This is a genomic window from Sulfuricurvum sp., from assembly GCF_041651515.1.
Lineage (GTDB): Bacteria > Campylobacterota > Campylobacteria > Campylobacterales > Sulfurimonadaceae > Sulfuricurvum.
Genome location: NZ_JBAZJF010000001.1, coordinates 53,094 through 71,862 on the forward strand (window position 1 = coordinate 53,094; position 18,769 = coordinate 71,862).

At 38.1% G+C, this 18,769-nt stretch carries 20 protein-coding genes and 1 tRNA gene; 18 read left to right on the forward strand and 3 right to left on the reverse strand.

Going from position 1 to position 18,769, the window contains the following annotated elements:
• Nucleotides 1-147: 147 nt before the first annotated feature.
• From WC407_RS00295 to WC407_RS00355, 13 genes are all read left to right on the forward strand, one after another.
• The gene (locus tag WC407_RS00295; RefSeq protein WP_373019834.1) at nucleotides 148-390 is read left to right on the forward strand and encodes a hypothetical protein; all 243 of its coding nucleotides are present in this window, start codon (nucleotides 148-150) and stop codon (nucleotides 388-390) included.
• On the forward strand, nucleotides 383-661 hold the full coding sequence (locus tag WC407_RS00300; protein WP_373019838.1) for a hypothetical protein: 279 nt from the start codon (nucleotides 383-385) through the stop codon (nucleotides 659-661). The genes WC407_RS00295 and WC407_RS00300 overlap by 8 nt, the downstream gene beginning before the upstream one ends.
• Complete coding sequence (locus WC407_RS00305) at nucleotides 654-830, forward strand: hypothetical protein (RefSeq protein ID WP_373019840.1); 177 nt, start codon at nucleotides 654-656, stop codon at nucleotides 828-830. Before WC407_RS00300 ends, WC407_RS00305 begins: the two co-directional genes overlap by 8 nt.
• On the forward strand, nucleotides 827-1,027 hold the full coding sequence (locus WC407_RS00310) for a hypothetical protein (protein ID WP_373019842.1): 201 nt from the start codon (nucleotides 827-829) through the stop codon (nucleotides 1,025-1,027). The genes WC407_RS00305 and WC407_RS00310 overlap by 4 nt, the downstream gene beginning before the upstream one ends.
• Nucleotides 1,024-1,281, forward strand: a complete 258-nt coding sequence (locus WC407_RS00315; protein ID WP_373019844.1) for a hypothetical protein — start codon at nucleotides 1,024-1,026, stop codon at nucleotides 1,279-1,281. Before WC407_RS00310 ends, WC407_RS00315 begins: the two co-directional genes overlap by 4 nt.
• Before the next feature lie 46 nt (nucleotides 1,282-1,327).
• Nucleotides 1,328-1,642 carry a hypothetical protein gene (locus WC407_RS00320; RefSeq protein WP_373019848.1) on the forward strand — a complete coding sequence of 105 codons (315 nt, stop codon included), beginning with the start codon at nucleotides 1,328-1,330 and terminating at the stop codon, nucleotides 1,640-1,642.
• Between the two features lie 638 nt (nucleotides 1,643-2,280).
• Nucleotides 2,281-2,805, forward strand: a complete 525-nt coding sequence (locus WC407_RS00325) for a hypothetical protein (protein ID WP_373019850.1) — start codon at nucleotides 2,281-2,283, stop codon at nucleotides 2,803-2,805.
• Nucleotides 2,806-3,327: 522 nt separating this feature from the next.
• On the forward strand, nucleotides 3,328-3,489 hold the full coding sequence (locus tag WC407_RS00330; RefSeq protein WP_373019852.1) for a hypothetical protein: 162 nt from the start codon (nucleotides 3,328-3,330) through the stop codon (nucleotides 3,487-3,489).
• Nucleotides 3,490-3,754: 265 nt separating this feature from the next.
• Nucleotides 3,755-5,392 (forward strand): hypothetical protein, encoded by a 1,638-nt coding sequence (locus WC407_RS00335; protein ID WP_373019854.1) that lies wholly within the window; start codon nucleotides 3,755-3,757, stop codon nucleotides 5,390-5,392.
• A gap of 2 nt (nucleotides 5,393-5,394) precedes the next feature.
• Nucleotides 5,395-5,847, forward strand: coding sequence for a hypothetical protein (locus WC407_RS00340; RefSeq protein WP_373019857.1), 453 nt, complete (start codon nucleotides 5,395-5,397; stop codon nucleotides 5,845-5,847).
• Between the two features lie 4 nt (nucleotides 5,848-5,851).
• Complete coding sequence (locus tag WC407_RS00345) at nucleotides 5,852-6,862, forward strand: zonular occludens toxin domain-containing protein (protein ID WP_373019859.1); 1,011 nt, start codon at nucleotides 5,852-5,854, stop codon at nucleotides 6,860-6,862.
• On the forward strand, nucleotides 6,855-8,198 hold the full coding sequence (locus WC407_RS00350; RefSeq protein ID WP_373019861.1) for a type II secretion system protein GspD: 1,344 nt from the start codon (nucleotides 6,855-6,857) through the stop codon (nucleotides 8,196-8,198). Before WC407_RS00345 ends, WC407_RS00350 begins: the two co-directional genes overlap by 8 nt.
• A gap of 112 nt (nucleotides 8,199-8,310) precedes the next feature.
• Complete coding sequence (locus tag WC407_RS00355) at nucleotides 8,311-9,783, forward strand: replication endonuclease (protein WP_373019865.1); 1,473 nt, start codon at nucleotides 8,311-8,313, stop codon at nucleotides 9,781-9,783.
• Here WC407_RS00355 and WC407_RS00360 read toward each other — a convergent pair.
• Complete coding sequence (locus WC407_RS00360; protein ID WP_373019867.1) at nucleotides 9,770-10,507, reverse strand: transglutaminase domain-containing protein; 738 nt, start codon at nucleotides 10,505-10,507, stop codon at nucleotides 9,770-9,772. The genes WC407_RS00355 and WC407_RS00360 overlap by 14 nt on opposite strands.
• 258 nt (nucleotides 10,508-10,765) lie before the next feature.
• On the opposite strand from WC407_RS00360, the gene WC407_RS00365 reads away from it, so the two are divergent.
• The 4 genes from WC407_RS00365 to WC407_RS00380 all read left to right on the forward strand — a co-directional run bounded on the left by WC407_RS00365 (nucleotide 10,766) and on the right by WC407_RS00380 (nucleotide 15,515).
• Complete coding sequence (locus tag WC407_RS00365; RefSeq protein WP_373019869.1) at nucleotides 10,766-10,972, forward strand: hypothetical protein; 207 nt, start codon at nucleotides 10,766-10,768, stop codon at nucleotides 10,970-10,972.
• 127 nt (nucleotides 10,973-11,099) lie between these two features.
• Complete coding sequence (locus tag WC407_RS00370; RefSeq protein WP_373019875.1) at nucleotides 11,100-11,651, forward strand: response regulator; 552 nt, start codon at nucleotides 11,100-11,102, stop codon at nucleotides 11,649-11,651.
• Between the two features lie 132 nt (nucleotides 11,652-11,783).
• Nucleotides 11,784-11,858 (forward strand) — tRNA-Glu (locus tag WC407_RS00375).
• Between the two features lie 402 nt (nucleotides 11,859-12,260).
• Nucleotides 12,261-15,515, forward strand: a complete 3,255-nt coding sequence (locus WC407_RS00380; protein WP_373019877.1) for an EAL domain-containing protein — start codon at nucleotides 12,261-12,263, stop codon at nucleotides 15,513-15,515.
• Nucleotides 15,516-15,540: 25 nt separating this feature from the next.
• Here WC407_RS00380 and WC407_RS00385 read toward each other — a convergent pair whose 3' ends face one another.
• The gene (locus WC407_RS00385) at nucleotides 15,541-16,392 is read right to left on the reverse strand and encodes a transglutaminase N-terminal domain-containing protein (RefSeq protein WP_373019879.1); all 852 of its coding nucleotides are present in this window, start codon (nucleotides 16,390-16,392) and stop codon (nucleotides 15,541-15,543) included.
• A complete protein-coding gene (locus WC407_RS00390; RefSeq protein ID WP_373019881.1) occupies nucleotides 16,379-17,194 on the reverse strand; it encodes a transglutaminase family protein in 816 nt (271 codons plus the stop codon). Before WC407_RS00390 ends, WC407_RS00385 begins: the two co-directional genes overlap by 14 nt.
• 191 nt (nucleotides 17,195-17,385) lie before the next feature.
• On the opposite strand from WC407_RS00390, the gene WC407_RS00395 reads away from it, so the two are divergent.
• Nucleotides 17,386-18,681 carry a phosphatidylserine decarboxylase family protein gene (locus WC407_RS00395; protein WP_373019883.1) on the forward strand — a complete coding sequence of 432 codons (1,296 nt, stop codon included), beginning with the start codon at nucleotides 17,386-17,388 and terminating at the stop codon, nucleotides 18,679-18,681.
• The last annotated feature ends 88 nt before the right edge of the window (nucleotides 18,682-18,769 follow it).

An 18,769-nucleotide genomic window follows, 5' to 3' on the forward strand; every position in this document is an offset into this window, starting at 1 on the left:
GAGATTTTGTTCTTTTGTTGGTTATTGTGTAATTTTATTTTGTTTTTTTATTATTCATCTTCAGGAATTGAATAATGTCTGATAATGATTTTTGGCATTTAATTGCTTTTATTTGGACTATTTTGGCTTTTTTTTGGGTGATTTATAATGTTTTATATTCCTAAATTCATCAGTTGGTTTTATTATTCTGTTGAGGAAAAACAGCAATACGCTGATTTACCTTTTAACTCTTTCGTGCATGGTCACGATATGGGTGTTGATCCTGACAATGCTTTTTTTTCTCCTGTCACGCTCGATGATCTTTCTTTCGTTTTGGACTGTGAGAAAAACAATTATTTCAGTTCTGATATTGTTGGTTCAGATTATTTTGAGGAGGCTTGTGATGTCTGATCGTGAAATATTTCTTATGGATCAATTTTCTCTTTTATTTCATGCAAAAATGTTTTTTCAAAAACAAGGTAAATGCGTTGATTTTGAGATTATAAAAATGAATGAGATTTCGGATGAGCTTATTTTAATTCGTTTACAAAAGGATTGTTCTATGTCTGAGGATACTTTTTTTAAGGTTGTTAATTTTTACTTATGGGCTTATGCTCTTATGGGCATTGTCGGCTTTGCCGTTATTGCTTATGGACTTTGTTTGGAGTTTTGTCATGTCTAATTTGCTTTCTTTTGCCGCACGTATGCATTACGAGCGTTCTATTGAGACTTTTCGTACTCGATTGATTACTATTGATACTAAGGAAAAATCTAAATTTCATCAGGCTGAAATTACCTCTTTAAAAATGATTATTGTTTTGCTTTCTAATCTTCTTAAGGATTCAAAATGAGTACATTCAACGATATAGATTCTCTTATGATTGAAAGCGGTATTGATCCCGATAGTTACGTTTCGGATATGGATGATAATTCGGATTTTTCTGAGATTGATATTCGTATAGATGTTCTTATGCGTCTTGTAACTTTGACACGTTCTGAAGAAAATGAACTTAATTTTCTTCGTTCTTTAATAAAGGATTCAAAATGAAATTTTCCGAGGCTACAAATAAAATTTGTCCGTTCATGTCCGCCCGTTTTAATTTGGCTATTCGTGGCGATTACGGTATTCCTGATAATAAACCTAATATTTTTAATTGTTCTGTTTCTCGTTGTATGTCTTGGGTTACTACTAAAACTTATATTTCTATTCGCAGTCAATCAGCTTTATATGATGAAATTGGTGACGAACTTCCCTTTTCTGATAAAGAAGGTTATTGTATCTTATTAGAGCGCTATAGATGACCTTTAACTACTACACTAACCCCTATTTAAAAAAAAAGGCTATTTAATGAGTGATGATAATTTCGATTTTTCGGGTTTTCCTAAGTTGGGACGCCCTTTCGTTGCGGGTTCTCCCCGTAACAAGTATTTAAAGTTTTACTTTTCGATTGACGAATTAAAAATGTTTGAAATGCTTGAAAAAAAAGTTAAAAATTTTTATGATCTGCGCGGTTTTCATTATAACCGCCCTGCTCACTTTCGTTTATTAATTGCTAATTTTGATAATCCGCATGTGTTGCATTTTCTCTTTGAAAACAAGACGGATGAATTAAAAAATCATTATGCTAAAGATTCTCAGGGGGCTGGGGAGAATCCCCAGTAAGGCGGTAGCCGCTGATCTCTTAACGCACTTCTTTAAACACAGAATATTTATCCGTGGGGTCGAAATATTAACGAAGCAAAGGAAGATTAACCCCTCGTGCTCAATGACTGCATTTCATAAAGTTAAAACGCATTATATAAATTACCCTTTCAAAATATGGCTAACGGAAGTTGACTACTAGCTACTTAATCAAAAAAATCCCGCGCGGAATTGCGCCCATACAGTCTAAAGTTTTCATTCTTTGGTTTTATCCAAATTTTTAAAAATTTGGTGGGTGGTTTGGAGGGTGAAACCCTTCCATTGCTCTTACGTTTATATCTCGCCAAAATATCAATTTTAGCCCTTAGGCGTATATCTGCATTTCGTGAGAGAGATTAGAACACTTGTGCGAGTACCGTGTACTCGGTTTACAACGTAAACTTCAAGCTCGGCCGCTTTAGCGGCTCACCCATCATACCCATAGTATGACCCCCGTTAAGCATCGTATGACTCCTTGCCGCGTAGCGGCACACTCTCTTAAAATCTATGTTTTCGCATTTCGTTTATCTTTTTTGTATGTTTTTCGTATAAGTTAATTTTTGTGTAATTTGACTGCGTAAATAATGCGCCTATCAAAAAATAACTCCTAAGGTTGATACATGGCTTCTAGTAATCCTCTTGATGTTCTCGCCTCACACGCTGACAAACCTTTCTCTTTTGAAAATCAGTTTTTGCGATCTTCTGTAATCGCATTCATGCCTATTCAGGCTAATGCTTCCGCGACTGAGGTTGACGATTCTTCAACGGGTGGTAAACGTCAAATGAGTTGGTATCAACTCATCGGACAATTTAAAAGCGCATATTCTGCAAACTCTGAAACGGGCGAAGCAATGAAAGATAACGCTACTGTTAAAACGATGAAAATCAAGTTTCCCCCTGAGTGTACGGAAAATATTACCGCTTCACGCTTCAAAGAATTTATGGATGATCATTTCGTTGGTAAAAAATCGATCACTCTCCCTATCGTTTCGGAATCTCCATCGTTTGACCGTCAAAACGGTAAATCGACACCCGTTAAAAACTCCGTTGACATCCTTGTCGATCCGTCGTTTAGACTCGTTGATTACATCCACGATGTCGAAAACAAATCTAAATCAAATGAGAAAAAACCCGCCGTATTGTAAACGACTCGGCTTCCTTTACGGTGTAAGTCGCTCGAATAACTGAATCTTTCGAGTCCGAGAAATTTATTGCCACGGAGGGCAAACTCATGTTAACTGTTCCTACATTGGATACTGCGAATTTCTTGGCTGTTGCGGGTGCTGTTTTGGTAGCTTCTGCTGTTTTTTGGGGTGTTCGTAAAGCTCTTGCGCTTCTCGGATAATCTCTCTCAGGGCTTCCGCCCTGTCTAAGGGCTTATCATGTTTATTCCTACCATTTACACGGATAATGTCGCTCTCTTGTTTTCATCCTTGCTTCTTGCTTTCGGTGTAATTTGGGGAATATTCAAAGCCATTCGGCTTATTAAGTCGTAATGTCTATTAAAAAGGTGTACATATGGATTACAACGCAACTGCTACGGCTTCTTCACTCGGTTTGGTTACGTCTGATTACAACTATTTAATGGGTTTTAGCGGTCTTATGATCGGCACGATTATTTGTTTTTTCGTGCTTTACTCCATCCTTAACATTGCAAAGGGTTATTAATGCTTATCTTTGACTACTTCTCAATCGGTATCTATTACGGCTTTATTTTCTTGGGCTTTTCGTCTGTCGTTTTCTTCGGCTTTTTGTTCGTTCGTCTCGTTCTAAACATCCGTAAAAACATCGCTTCTCTTAAAGCTTCTAAAGCTAAGGACGTCGAGTAATGGAAATTTTGCCCGTTTCCGCTGATATAGTTTTTAACTATTTCTTCTCTATTGGCGTTTATTGGACGTTCATCCTTGGCGGATTTTTCGCGGCATTATCTCTTTTCAGGCTGTAATATGAAAATGTTTTTAAAAGTAAATCATGATTTTATTCATGCTGTTGTAAACGCTGTTTTTTATTGCTGTATCGGCTTCTTTATCGGCATTGTTTATACCGCTAATTTTGTGACAACTGCGCCTTATTATGTTTCTAAGATTAAATAATATGAAGAAAATTATCTTCCTCTTTTTGTTATTGTTTTCTCTTAACCTTTTTGCTATTTCATACCCCGCAACATCAGGCTTTTATGGTAATAGCCATTATACTATACAATCTTCTTGGCGTTATGTTACATTTCAATCTAGTCAAGTCTCAATATATCCTTATGTTTATAATGGTATTTATTACAGTGCTACTATTCTCGGTGCTGATCCTGTTTACGCTGATACATTCGATGGTTATTTAGCTACATTTGTTCCCGATTCTACTTGTCCCACTGGTCAAATTTACAATACTTCGGGAACGTGTACCACTTGTTCTTCTCCTAATACTATTGATCCTAATACGCAACTTTGTACCGCTCCCGCTTGTCCTAGCGGTACGTTTTTAGCTCCCGATAAAACGTGTGTCCCTAATACGTGTCCCCTTGGCACTTCTCGCGATTCTTTAACTCAATATTGTGTTCCTATTACTTGTCCTACGGGTCAAACTCTTTTAAGTGATGGTGCTTGTCACAATCCTTGTCCTGTTAACTCTTCTCGTATCGCTGACTTAACGTGTCATTGGGATTGTCCGCATTGGGATAAATCCACTTGCGGAAAATATTTCGATTCACAGGGAAATTCTTGTGCTGTCGGTGTTCCTAACCTTTTTTCGGGTATCACTAAAGGTAATTCTTGCATGACTTCTGCACAGGCTGACGCTAATATAAATTCCTTTTTGCCTGTTAAATTGAGTTCTACCGCTCGAACTTTGCTTAATGCCGCTCCTAAATTGCCCGATTTTACTCCGCAACCTTTAGAGCCATATTCACCTACTTTACCCCCTGTTCCAAAACCCGCGAATGATCCCGCCTATACGCCTCCGTTTGTCACTCCTACGGTCGAACCGATTCCCGTTGAACCTGTTCCGAATCTTCCCGCGAATGATCCCGCCTATACGCCTCCGTCTCCGACTGTTGCGCCTGTTACTCCTGATTCTCCGACTGTTGTTCCTTTGCCTGATCCGTTGCCGTCGCCTACTCCTTCGCCTGTTCCTGTTCCTGCGCCCGTTCCTGAGCCTGTCGTTGCGCCTGATCCATTGCCGTCGCCTTTTCCCGATCCTTTGCCTGTTCCTGCTCCTGCTCCATCGACTGCGCCGTTGCCTGCTCCTGCGCCTATTACTGTTACAACTACGGTTACACCCGATCCTACAACGTCAACTAATCCCCCGACTGTGACGACGACGACAACGGTTCCTTTTAATCCTGCTCCTGCGTCTGATCCTGCCACTGATCCGAATACGTATTATGGGGATGTCATTTATCCCGATGTGCCTACAATCACCAATTTCGATATAGGTGATTTGGATCATTTCCGTTATAACGCTGAAACGATGGTTAATAATGTTTTGGATCAGGTTCAAAATGTTCAAAACACTTTTGAAAATACTAAAAATGTTCTCGATCAAGGTTTTCAACCTATTAATCTTCCTGAGGGTGCTTGCGGTCAATCTATGTCTTTTAATTTCTACGGGAAAGTTGTTGACCTTTGCCCTCCTCTTACGGAAACAACTTCTAAATATCACGCCCTTTTTCAATTAATCGTCTTTTTGGTTGGTGTTGTTCTTTCTATTAAAATCTTCATCTCAGGTCTAAGGGATTAATCATGCTCTCAGTATTCAAAGCTATTTTCGGCGGTTTTATGTGGCTTGCTACATTTTTTCCGCGTGTTGCTTCTTGGTTCTCCTCATTGTCAAAATTCGCTATGCTCTCTTCATCTATCCGCATTTTTCTTTTCGGATTGTTTTATTCTTTCGTTATTTTGCTTGTGACAACTGCCGCTTTTTTTTTCTATTTTATGGTTACGAACATTATCAAGATTTACAACCTTATTTCATTTCTTTTGGATTATGTTTCTAACGCTTCGGCGGGTGACGACATTGTTAACACAATGTTTTTCTTTTTGACTATTTCGGGGATCACTGACGGTGTTAAGGCGTTTTTCCCTTTTATTACAACTGCTCTTCTCTTTATTTTAATGAAAGCTCTTTACCGTGCCGCCCTCTTCTTCTATATGCAAGTTATACAGATTGCCGATTTCGTTATAAAAGTTCCATAGCGTCATGATAGAATTTTATACTGGCGTTCCCGGAAGTGGAAAAACTTACCGTGCTGTCTCTTATCTTTATGATATTTTTCTCGATTCAAAATCTAAATCTTTCGGTAAATTCAAGAAGTTTTACACCAATATTAATGAGTTTCAATTTGATGCTTTTCCCGCGGGTCTTGCTTTCGATTTAGATTATGAGCTTCTTCTTGTCAAGCTTACTCAATTGCATAAGCTCTATATGTCTAAATGTACGGATACGGAGCTTTTAGAGCTCGCTGAGGAATTAGGGCTTAAGGATGCTTTTTTCGTGATCGATGAGGCACATAATTATTTTGAGAAGAAAAATTCTGTTCTCGTTTGGTGGCTTTCATATCATAGACATTTGCATCAAGATATTATCCTCGTTACTCAAAATCTCGCTCTCGTCGAGAGCAAATACAAGTCATTCTCAGAATTCTTTTATAAGGCTATCCCCTCCTCATTACGTGTATTCGGTTCCACTCTTAAATACGAGCAATACATTGGCTCTCGGATGTATAAAAATCAGCGTTCCGAAAAGTTCACCCTTAAATTTAATCCTGACGTTTACGCCCTTTATACTTCAGGCGCGAACACTCAGGGTAAAAAAGTCATTTATAAATACGTCGCTTTTGCCGTTGCGGGGCTTGTCGTTGTTATTATTGCTATCTCTTTAATGGTTCATTTTATTTTCGGTGGTAAAAAATCCTCTACGGATTTGAAGCCTGTTCCCGTCTCTGCTTCTGCTTCTTCGTCTGTTGCTTCCCATGCTTCGGCTAGTAGTATTGTGTCTTCTTCTGTAGATGATTCGTTTCCTCTTGTCCGTTTTGTGTGTACGTATCAAGAGTGCCATTGTGACGGCTTCGTCATTCCTAACGCCAATATGACCATTTATATCAAAGAGTATAAATTAAAAGTTTTGACGCTCGAACGCTTACCCGATGGTTATTTTATTTACCGTTACAAGGTTCCTAAAAAATTCGTTGAGGACGTTTTAAATGACTAAATTACTCTTGATTTTCTTTCTCTCATTTCCGTTGTTTGCAGGGTCTTTATCGCTTTACGATCTCGCTTTCTTTGTCTCTAAATCTTCGGGTAAATCGGTTATTTTTTCTAAGGATGTGGATCAAAAAGTAAAGATTATTTTTTCGTCTGCTCCTGTTGATTATCTGCCGTTGTTTAAACAGGCTCTTAAATCAAACGGCTACACCCTTAAAACGGATAAAAGCTTTTACTATGTCATGGTTCCTTTGACTGCTCAGGACTCTAAATCTAAATCGTCTGATTCAGGCGGTATTTTTGGCTCTTTTCCCTCTTTCAATTCGGGTTCATCTGCTCCTCATGGTGACGGTGTTTTAGCTCCTCCCCCGCCTTTGGTTAGTAATGATCGCTCAATTTCTGTCACTCAAAACGGTCGTCCTATTTATTCCGCCTCTGCTTTTAACTCTTCATCCCAGTCGGGTCACGGTTCTATTGATTCTAATCTTTCCAGCATAGACACTATCGATGAAAACGTATCTTTTAAATCGCTCACGTTTGTTTATTTGAAACCCGATGATCTTAACGATACGCTTCGATTTTCAGGGTTTAAATATTCTGTTGCTAAAAACTCAAAGACTATTATTTTTTCCGTTCCCTATAAAAAGCTTCCTTTGTTTAACGATTTTGTTGCCATGCTTAAAGAGCTTGATTTTTCTCATAAACAAGTGACTATTAAAGTAACCGTTTTCGATTCTAGTGCAAATAAATTGCGTGATCTTGGGCTTTCTCCGCTTCTCTCTTCGGATCTTAATATTTCTTCTTCTGCGGGTGCGATTCTTACGGGTTCTCTTGTTTCGTCTTTTTATTCTTCGCTTCACGCTCTCGATTCTAAAGGCGTAACGGCTATTACCGACACGCCTAACTTTTTGCTATCCGATAATGAAACCCTTGATTTCAAAAGCGTTACGAATATGCCTTTTTTAGATGAGAATTTCGCCTTTTCTGCGGTTCAGGGGACTAATCAATCTAAAAAGTACAAATATAAACCCATAGGCTTTAAAGTGCTTATTACTCCGACTATTGTTAATGATGTTGTCTATCTCGATTTTTATATTTCTTTTGAAAGTATCGTATCGGGCGGTGATCTCCCCGTTACATCCGAAAAATCTATTCATAACCGATTCGCTTTAAAATTCGGTGATTTGATGGTTCTTGCTGGTATTTCTAAACAAACTTTGACCAATGCTAATGATTCAGTCCCTTATCTTAATACTGTCCCTATTTTGGGCTCTATTTTTTCTCACGATTCGCATAGCAAAATTGACGAAACTTTTAACATATCTATTGAGGTCGTTAAATGATTTTGCATAATAGAGATTGCGCGTTTGCTTCGTCGTGTGGGGTGGCGGTCACGCCATCCCCGCGCGTCGATGCGGCGCGCTCTTGTGTCATTATAAAAAGTTGTACGTTAAAATGAATACTTTCGTTAAAGACGGTAATTTTTACCGCATTCGTTCAAAACATATCTCCCACAAATACAATATTTCTCCTACTGATAAAAAATATATCGACGAAAAGTTATCTCATCAAAATCAATTTTTAAAAAACAATCATATTCTTATCAATGACAATAATTCTATTTCTCTTTTTGATATGTCGATGGGTGCTAATATCCGCCCTGAAAAATATCTTGCTGAATTATCGAATCGTGTCGATAGTTTTAAAAAATTTGCGTTTGAAAATGACTTTCTTTGTCCTGTGTTTCTTACCATGACACCTGAGAGTCATTTTAAGCCATGTAGAACGGTCAAAGTCCGTAACCATGAGAAAATGTACATTATTGACGATAATAAGAAGTTTACGGGCGATTATGACAATTATGTGAAAGATTGCCGCGATAATATTCAGCAAAAATTTCGGAAGTTTTTAAACGATCAGATTTTTAAAGATATTAAACGTGATTTTGGTACTCGTCCGCCCTATTTTTCAAGTTATGAACCCTCTTTAGACGGTGCTTTGCATAAGCATAGTCTGTTTTTTGTTCCTAAAGTGTATTTGACGCGGTTTGTTTCACGTTTTAGACATTATTTTGGTTTTGCTATCGAAAAAACAGAGGTTTATAATTCGGTAACGAATTCTTTTGATCTTGTAGATAAAAAAGTACCTCTTATTCATGACGTTAAAATCGAATTTGACGATGACGCTGGCGGCGTTGCCGCTTATATTATGAAATATGTTTTAAAATCATTTCGGAACGCTGAAACGCACGAATTGACCGATGAGGGCTATTGGTATGCTAAACACGGTTTAATGCGTTTTACGTCTGCTCGTGTGCTTTTGCCTTTATATATTTGGCGTTCTATTCGTTCCCCTGAGCTTTCTTATCTTGAAATGTCTAAAAAATATCATGATAATACGCTTCAAATAACGATTGTCGCGAAACATCACAAATATCATTTGGTGGATTTCAAGAGGTCAAATTACAATCTCGCTCAGGTTGATTATCATCAATACGATGAGAATAACGTGTATATAGGGTTTGATACTCTTTACACACGTTCACGCGATAGCTATGACGTTTATTCTACCGATGTTCGTTACTCCCCTGCCCCTAAAGCTATTCATCACGAAAATGTTTGTACTTTGTTTCCAATGTCTTATTTTATGGACGGTCAATCTTTTGTATTTGATGGTTTTAACTCTCATGCTCTTAAATCTTCTGTTTCGTCCCGTTCTTCCTTGGATTTATACAAATATTTTCAGTCTTTGAATCCCGATTCTTGTAACTTGCATCATTATCATTATGTACGTAATGAGCTTATTAAACGTCGTGTTATTGACGGTGTTCCTGTTTCTGCTTCTGCTGTGTGTGATTTATTGTCTGTTGGTAAAGAGGAGAATTTTTGTATTCTTGAAGAGATGCGTACTTATTCTATGTATTTTTAAAAAACTTCACTTCATATACCGGTATTTTTTTCTTCGTTTCAATGTCGTATATTCCTATAAAGGCGTCTTTGTCTATTCCGTTGTATTGCCCTATGTATGAGTCTTTCCACGTTGTCTCTGCATAATAATATTTTTGATTATCTATTTCGATATATGTTTTTGGTTTTTGTATGTTTTGATCTTCATTTATTGCCATAAAAACGTGATCTTCATTTTTGTATATGCAAAATATCAATACGGCTTTATAGTTTTTTTCTTTTAATAGCGACGCCATCAGAAACGATCTTTCGTCACAATCTCCGCTATTTGTTTCTATAACTTCGATTGGTTTTTTTGTTCCTCCGCTTCTATTTGCTATATAAGGTATATTTGTTACGTATTTGTACATGCTTTCTATTTCGCACGTTTGGTTTTTATTGCAGTCTTTTATTATTGATTCTGCTATATATTTCATTTTTTCGGAATCATCAATATTGTTTATATATGATCTATTTCCTATGCTTATTGTATTTCTGAATGAAAAATCTTTATCTACATATTTGTTATATGCTATTCCCGTAATCATAATTACCCATATGATTAATATCATTCTGCTTTTTATTTTGTTGAATGGATTTATTTTTTGATTTCTTTTGTATGAGCCATTATCTAAAATCATTTCACCTTTTTTTTCATCAAACTTTAGTTTGTATAACGGTGTTTTTTTTCTTTTAAATATTGGCATTTTTTACATTTTTTTTGTTGGTTTAAGGGGATTTTTAAGTTAATAGTGGGTATAATTAATGTCATAAGGCAAGCGGTTACTTACCTTATAATCTAAAATTCGAACGTTTGAAAAGCTTTACAAGAGAAATCTTAAGCGATTTTAGCTTATTTTTTGATTAATATTTTCATTTACCCAAGAAGTGTATATATTATGTTAATCAACTTGCTATAAAACCTAAATCTGTGTTTTTTACCGTTTTTTGATATACTATCAAATATGGAATCAACTAAAGAACAACTCATAGCAGATATAGAAAATCTACTTAACCGATATGAAGGGCTTAGCTCTACCTACATAGATCCTAAACTATTAGCTTTTATGGATCGTAAAACCCTCGTGAGTGTAATTGAATCATTATTGCGTCAACAAGAAAAAACAAATGAATCAAACGTTGAATGGCTAGAGCAATTCAAGCAATATTAACAATAAAAGTATAAAACAAGAACGGTTATTATGATATTTTACGGCTATGTCGTTTTTTTTAAGGTCATGCTAAAAAATATTATCTATAATAGCAACAATTTAACACAGTTAATAAAAGGAGTTTCTTATGTCCTCTCACGTTGATTTGATTCAGCTTACTGACCAAACAAAAAAATTGACCGCAATGGTGGTTGAAGACGAAGTTGTTGCAAACGATCTTTTAAGTTCCACATTTAAAAACTTCTTTGCTGACGTTACCTCTGCATACAATGGTGCGGAAGCATTGCGTATGTATGAAAAAATCAATCCGGATATTGTTTTTGTTGATATTATCATGCCAGAAATCGATGGCATCGAGCTTGCTCGTCGTATCCGTTCCATTAACCCTTCTCAAATTATTATCGTAATTTCAGCAAGCAATGATATTCAAAAAATTTCAGAGTCAATTGAAGTTGGTGTTAATAGCTTTATCCAAAAGCCTATTGATACTAAAAAAATTCTTGAAATGCTTCAAAATATTACCAGTCTTGTTGCTAAACGAAAAAAGGTTGAAACTAAAACTTTTTCAATCTCTTTACCACTTGATGTTTATGAACTTGTTGATGACAACGCTAAAGCAGAAAGTATCTCTAAAAATGCGGTTATTATTCGAGCATTACGTTCATTTTATAACGATTAATCTTATTGTCATCCTATTCTCCCGTATTCACGGGAGTATAAAAATCTGTATTGATCGCTAGCTTTAGCTTTTTTTCAGCATTCCAACACTATAATTTCGGCTCAGGTTACAATCCTGTTTCTTATTTTGAGTGGCTCCATCATCTAATGGTTAGGATTTCAGATTTTCATTCTGGTCATAGGGGTTCAAATCCCCTTGGAGTCACCATTTACCTCCCCCTATTCTACATACTTTCAACCACGTTAAGCTTCGCCCATTCAACAATCAAGTGCAACACAGTTATTTTTATTAGGTCTCCTGTCGGGTGTCAACTTTTTTCTTTAAGTTTTCTCAATCATACGTATCCCATTAGATTTTTTGGCGATGGTATCTTGTATCCCAATACTTTTTTTGGTCTATTTAAAATATAAGTATAAAAAATAGATTTTTGTTATAATTAAGTTAATAGATATTTTATTTAAAAAAAAGGGAAATAAATAATTGTTTAATTCTATAGAAACATTAAAAATTTTAGAAAATAATTTAGATTACATATTTTTTATATATGGATTGTCTTTTATCCTGATCGGGACTCTTTCTTACTTGCTCCATCAACGTAAATCATCAAATGTGCCTTGGCTTTGGCTCTCATTATTCGGATTTGTACACGGCTTTTATCCATGGATATCACTCTTCGGGATAAATTTTTTACAACAAACAAGAGTTGATTATGCTGCCTCTTTCGTCTTAACGTTATCGATGATAGCTCTTTTAGAATTTTGGCGACGCCTCGTTGTCTATTCACCCTTTTTTATCTATGCGAGCATGGCTCTCGTATTCGCTCTACTGGCTTGGCAGAATTTTGCACCTATAGAGATAATAATTTATGATGTAATCACCGCTGCATCCATTATATTGGGCTTCATCGCATTTTGGAAACGCTCAATCGACTCATCGGAGAAAGACTTCAAAGTTATCGGTGTCATGATTTGGTTGTATGCGATCGCAAACATTACTGTCGTTCTTAACTCGAATATATTGTCCATACATACGCTCAATCCTGACTTTAGGATATTTCTTTTTCAATTCATTGGTTCATTTCTTGATCTTATTATTTTCGGTCTACTATGGATGTATTACGTACGTTTTGGGGTGAACGGCGAAAAATCCTCCCTTGTTCCATTACGAAAATCATTATTACCTCTTTTTGGTCTGGTGATTATCCTCTCATCAGGATGGTTGTTTGTCGATTATTTAGGTAAACACCGTAAAAAGCTTCTTACTGAAGATTTATTGACACGAATTACTCTTGCAGCGAAAAGTGTTGATCGAGAAAATATCAGCCATTTAACGGCGACCGAATCAGATATCGGAAAGCCGGATTATAAAAAACTCAAAAAGTTTTTGATGACTATCAAAATCAAATCTCGTTTCCTGTATCTAATGACACTCCGTAACGGGAAAGTCTATTTTATGGTCGATTCAGAACCGGTGACTTCTTCGGATTATTCTCCGGCAGGGCAGATCTATACAGAAATTGAACCGGAATTTGTCAAAATACTTCAGCAAAACATACCCTATGTATATGGTCCATACACTGATCGATGGGGAACATGGAATACGGCCGTCATTCCACTTGGACTCACTTTAAACGGCAAATTTCCTATCTATTTTTGCGGCGATGTCGATGCCGCTGGTTGGCTGCAGGAAATCCATCATGAGCGATTTTCCGGGATAAGTATTGTGTTGCTGTTTTCTATTTTAGTGATTTATTTCTATTTCATGACAATGAAAATTCTCCACATTAACAAAAAGCTGGAAGCGGAAGTCGGTCTGTTTGTCGGAGGACCCTCTTTTGTTATGAAGTGGGCATTAGTGCGAGATAATTTTAATGTCCTTTATATTTCACCCAATATGACGCTGCATTTGGGCTATGACGCCGATATATTTCTGACGCAAGAAATTTCATTTATTGAGATCATTCATCCTGATGAGCGTATAAAATTCATCCAAGCACTTGATACAATCAGCAAACGGATCGGTACTCCAATCGATTGTGAATTTCGTCTGCTCCATTCAAATGGCTCTTATCGATGGATTCAAGCTTTTATATTGTCGAAAAATCATCACTATCCACTCTCATATCACGGTTATTTTACCGATATAACCGATAAAAAGGATGCAGAATCTGCCCTTAAGATAATAACGGAGAGACTGATATCTCATTTTAATCAGGTTCCATTTGCCGTTATCGAATGGGATACGGATTTAAGGGTTGTAGATTGGAATCCGGCAGCTGAACGAATTTTTGGTTACACCAAGGAAGAGGCCCTAGGGTATAGAGCCGCGGATATCATTCTCCCTTCCCATGTAATTGAGCAAACTTCAAAAATATGGTCCAATCTATTAGCCACAAATGGGGGCAATCGCAGTACTAACGAAAATCAGACCAAAGATGGAAAGATTATTCTGTGTGAATGGTACAATTCTCCTCTAATCGATGAGAATAATCAGGTTATTGGTATCGCCTCGGTTGCAGAAGACATAACAGAAAAAAAACAATTTGAACAAAAGCTGCAATATTTGGCATATTATGATGAGTTGACAGGGCTACCCAACCGTGCATTGTTTAAAGATCGTATGGACAATGAAAGTCGTCGAGCAGATAGAAATCATGCTATGGTTGGTGTTGTTTTTATCGATATCGATTTCTTTAAAACTGTCAATGATACATTAGGTCATGGAGTCGGAGACATACTTTTGCAAGCCGTTGCATCCCGGCTCCAATCAAGTTTCAGAAGAAGCGATACGGTATCCCGTTTTGGAGGAGATGAATTTGCCGTTCTTCTTCCTGATCTTCATCAAGAAAAAGAGATAGAGGATATTCTGCAAAATGTTTATGATCATTTTGCTGAACCCTTTGAAATCTTGGATCATACCCTCTATATTACCATGAGTATTGGGTACAATTTTTATCCTCTCGATGCCACCAACTCGGAAATGCTTTTTCGCAATGCTGATGCCGCAATGTATGCGGCCAAAGAGTCCGGACGAAATAAATACCGACGTTACCAGCATGAAATGACGGATTATGTTCAAAGTCAGCTAACGGTTCAAAATGGGTTGATCGATGCTCTTAAAAATAATGCGTTCGTTCTGTACTATCAGCCACAGATGAACATTGAAACCGGTACGATTACAGGGGTAGAGGCATTGATACGATGGAATCATCCAGAACGTGGGATACTTTCACCGGTAGAGTTTATCGCTATTGCAGAAAAAACTGGGTTGATTGTCCCTATCGGAGAGTGGGTTCTCCGCAACGCCGCTCAACAGCTCAAAAGCTGGAACACAAAGGGCATAGATCACTTAACTATGGCCATTAACCTTTCTTCACGACAATTTAAAGAAGAGAATTTTTTTCAAAAAACAATGGATATCTTTTATGAAACGGGAGTTGATCTAAACACTATTGAGCTTGAGTTGACCGAAAGTATTTTGCTGGAAGAGACGGCTAAAGTGTTAAAAATATTGATCGACTTTAAGACGGCAGGAATCCAGCTTTCTCTAGATGATTTCGGTACAGGATATTCATCGTTAAGTTATTTAAAGCTTTTTCCAATTAATAAATTGAAAATTGATCAGTCCTTTGTTAAAAATATCATTACTTACGGTAGCGACAGCAATTTAATAAAGGCAATTATTGCAATGGCACGAGCACTTAATCTGACGACTATTGCAGAGGGGGTTGAATTGCAGGAGCAGTTTGACTTTTTACGTCAGGAGGGGTGTGATGAAATACAGGGATATTTGTTAGCCAAACCGATGCCGGCCGATCAATTTGAAATTTTTCAAAGCAATTGGATACTGACACAAAAAAAGTAGTTTACCATTCTTTGGAGTGAATTTCTTAATATTGACTTACCCACACTCCAACCGTTATGCTTGAAATGGCTGATCCGGAGAATGATCCTGCTATAGGAGGAACGGCTTCGGGCAATCGTGCTACTGCTACAGCGATGTGATCACTTCCGACGATTTTCCCAATCGTGGGATCGAATCCTTTCCATCCGGCACCCGGCAAGTAGACTTCCGCCCATGCATGAGTCGAACCGATTTCTGAGGTCATAAGCGGTGCATAAAGATATCCGCTCACGAAGCGTGAAGCTAATCCCATGCATCGTACCGCTTCCATAAAAAGAAAGGCAAAATCACGGCATGATCCGGTACCGCATGCGAGGGTTTTAATGGCACTTTGTACTCCTGGTTCTTCCCTTACTCGGTACGTGAGTGTCCGATTGATGTGTTCGGCAATCTGCTGCAGCAGCATATATGTTTGAATTTTTTCCCCGGGATGCCAAAAATTTGCAATCCATTTATCAACTACGCGTATCGTCTCGCTATCGGGTAATGCTCTATAGGCAGAGAGTAAAATAGCTTCTTCATTTTGATAGGTAAAGGGGTAAAGCAATGCGTAATCACTCACTAAAAAATCGAGGGGGAATTCATTATATTGCTGAATAATCACTTCACTCTCAATAAGCAGTTGGCTTGTAGGAAGAATAAAATTAGCAATAGCTACCGAATTTCCCTCAATATCTCGATGCCATAGCAACGTAGCATCGGGGGTGATTTTAAGTGAAAATGATTCAATTCGAAGTTCATAATCTTCTCTGGGCCGCAGAAGCAAACTTTGCGCACCTAGCGTCACCGCTTCGGAATAATTGTAGTATGTGCGATGAATAATTTTATAGCGCTGCATTGTGTATCTCGCTTGGATGATTGATTTGCTCTACACTAATATGTTGTGATATAGGATACAACGCGGGACCGTATTGATTGTAGATCGCTACGTCTGCGGCATCGCGTCCATAGCCGATGGCTACGTACCCTCCTCTCATTTGATCTTGTGTTGCATCAAATGAGTACCAACGTTCTCCCACATACACCTCAAACCAAGCATGCAAATCCATTTGTTTTAATCCATAAAAATAGCCCACTACCATCCGAGCGGGAATGCTAAGGCTTCGACACATTGCAATTCCAAGATGAGCAAAATCACGACATACTCCCCACCCACGAGCATTGACTTCTATTGCTGAAACAGGCATGTTGCTCCGATTGGGTTCATACTGGATTGTAGCACGTAACCACTCCACTATGGCTGTGACCTGATCGTAACCCAACGTACATCCGGCTGTAATATTGCTTGTCATCTGGCTAAAGCTGTCCGATTGGCAATAACGGCTGGGTAATAAATAGCCTAAAATGGCATTGGGAATATTTTTTATTTCTACGAACGCTGCTCCGGGTGCTCCATCCACATAATCTGCAATCATTACTTCTGCAACAATAGAAATAGCAAACGGTCCCGGTGGCGCGATGAGACGCTGGCAGAAGTTTCCATAGGTATCGGTGAATTCGAATACAGGGACATTGGGGGTAATGTTGTATTCTTCCATAGCGATCCATTGCTGTGCTCCACTGCGCGGACGAAGCATAAAGACAAACGGTGTCGGAACCGTGATCTCAAAGGTCAAATTACAACTTGTACGTAGCCACATACATTAAATCCTTTGGGTAATTAGAACTAACCATCTATCGGACAGTATCATACCGCTCTTCCCCAATTTATAATATAATTAATTTAGTTTAATTAAAAATAGTTTATTTTTTTAAGTTGCAAATCTATTAATAGTGTTAGTATCGTTTTGTACGTTTGGTGAACCTATTGTCAAACAAACAAGGAAGAAAAATGAAACATACTGCAATCGAAAATGTCCAATTTCGTGTCGGAAAATGGCTCCCGTCTGATCAAATATTTCTTGAAAAATGGTTGGAAGGGTTGGTTGAAGAGGTCTCTGATAATGTTAAGCCTCTACATCCGGTTATCGAAGCGTTTAAAGAACTTATAGAGGAAGATGCTGAACTGTTTATGCTTTTTAATCAAATGTTCGAGCAGGTTCCCGCAAAATACACTATGAGCCCTGCAGGCAAACCGCAGGTGCGAGACTATCACCATATGCTGCAAATGATCAATGCGGTCATGACCAAGGCTCCCGAGTTTGATTCAAGCGGATTGGTCGGACTCCCGATAAATGCTATTCTCGATTGGTCGATGGGGACAACCGGAGGATTTACGGCATTTTTGAATGACAAAGTGAATGTTCAACTCAAAAGAATCCTAAACGAATGGGGAGTCTTTCTAAAGTCACAGGAGTCTTGTGAGGTTTTAAGTGATCAAGGGTGGTTTAGCGAGGCAGCATTAAAAGCATTATGTGCAATGGATCCGTATCAAAAAGCAGACTCAATTGATCCGAAGCAAAATTTTATCGATAATTTCAAATGCGATCCCCAAAAGCCCTATTGGGGATTTACCTCTTGGGATGATTTTTTCACGAGAGAGTTTAATGAGGGGAGACGTCCCGTTGCCTCTCCGAATGATGATCGAGTAATCTCCAATGCCTGCGAATCGGCACCGTACCGAGTTGCGACCGATGTAAAACGGCATGCAAAATTTTGGATCAAAGCACAACCCTATTCCCTCCAACACATGCTTGCCAATGATTGCCTTGCAGAGAAATTCGTCGGAGGAACCGTCTATCAGGCTTTTTTGAGTGCTAAAAGTTACCACCGCTGGCATGCCCCCGTAAACGGGACGGTAGTTAAAGCGTATGTGCAGGATGGAACCTATTATTCAGAAACGTTGGCTGAAGCGTATGATCCCGAGGGAAACAAAGAGTCTCAGGGGTACATTACGGAAGTAGCCACGCGAGCACTGATTTTTATTGAAGCGGATAATCCCGATATCGGACTGATGTGTGTTATGCCGGTGGGGATGGCGGAGGTCTCTTCGTGTGAAATAACGGTATATGAGGGGCAGAAAGTTAAAAAGGGGGATCAGTTGGGGTCATTTCACTTCGGTGGTTCTACCCATTGTCTCTTTTTCGGTCCTCACGTAAAGCTGGAGTTTGATTTACATGGACAAACACCGGGTCTCACCTCCACCAATATCCCCATTAATGCGAGGATTGCGACCGTACAAGTATAAAGCCATGAACAGAAGTAATACAGCATATACGAGCTAAAATCATTTCATTATTAATAGGTCCGTCTAGACAAAACGATCTCTACCTTAG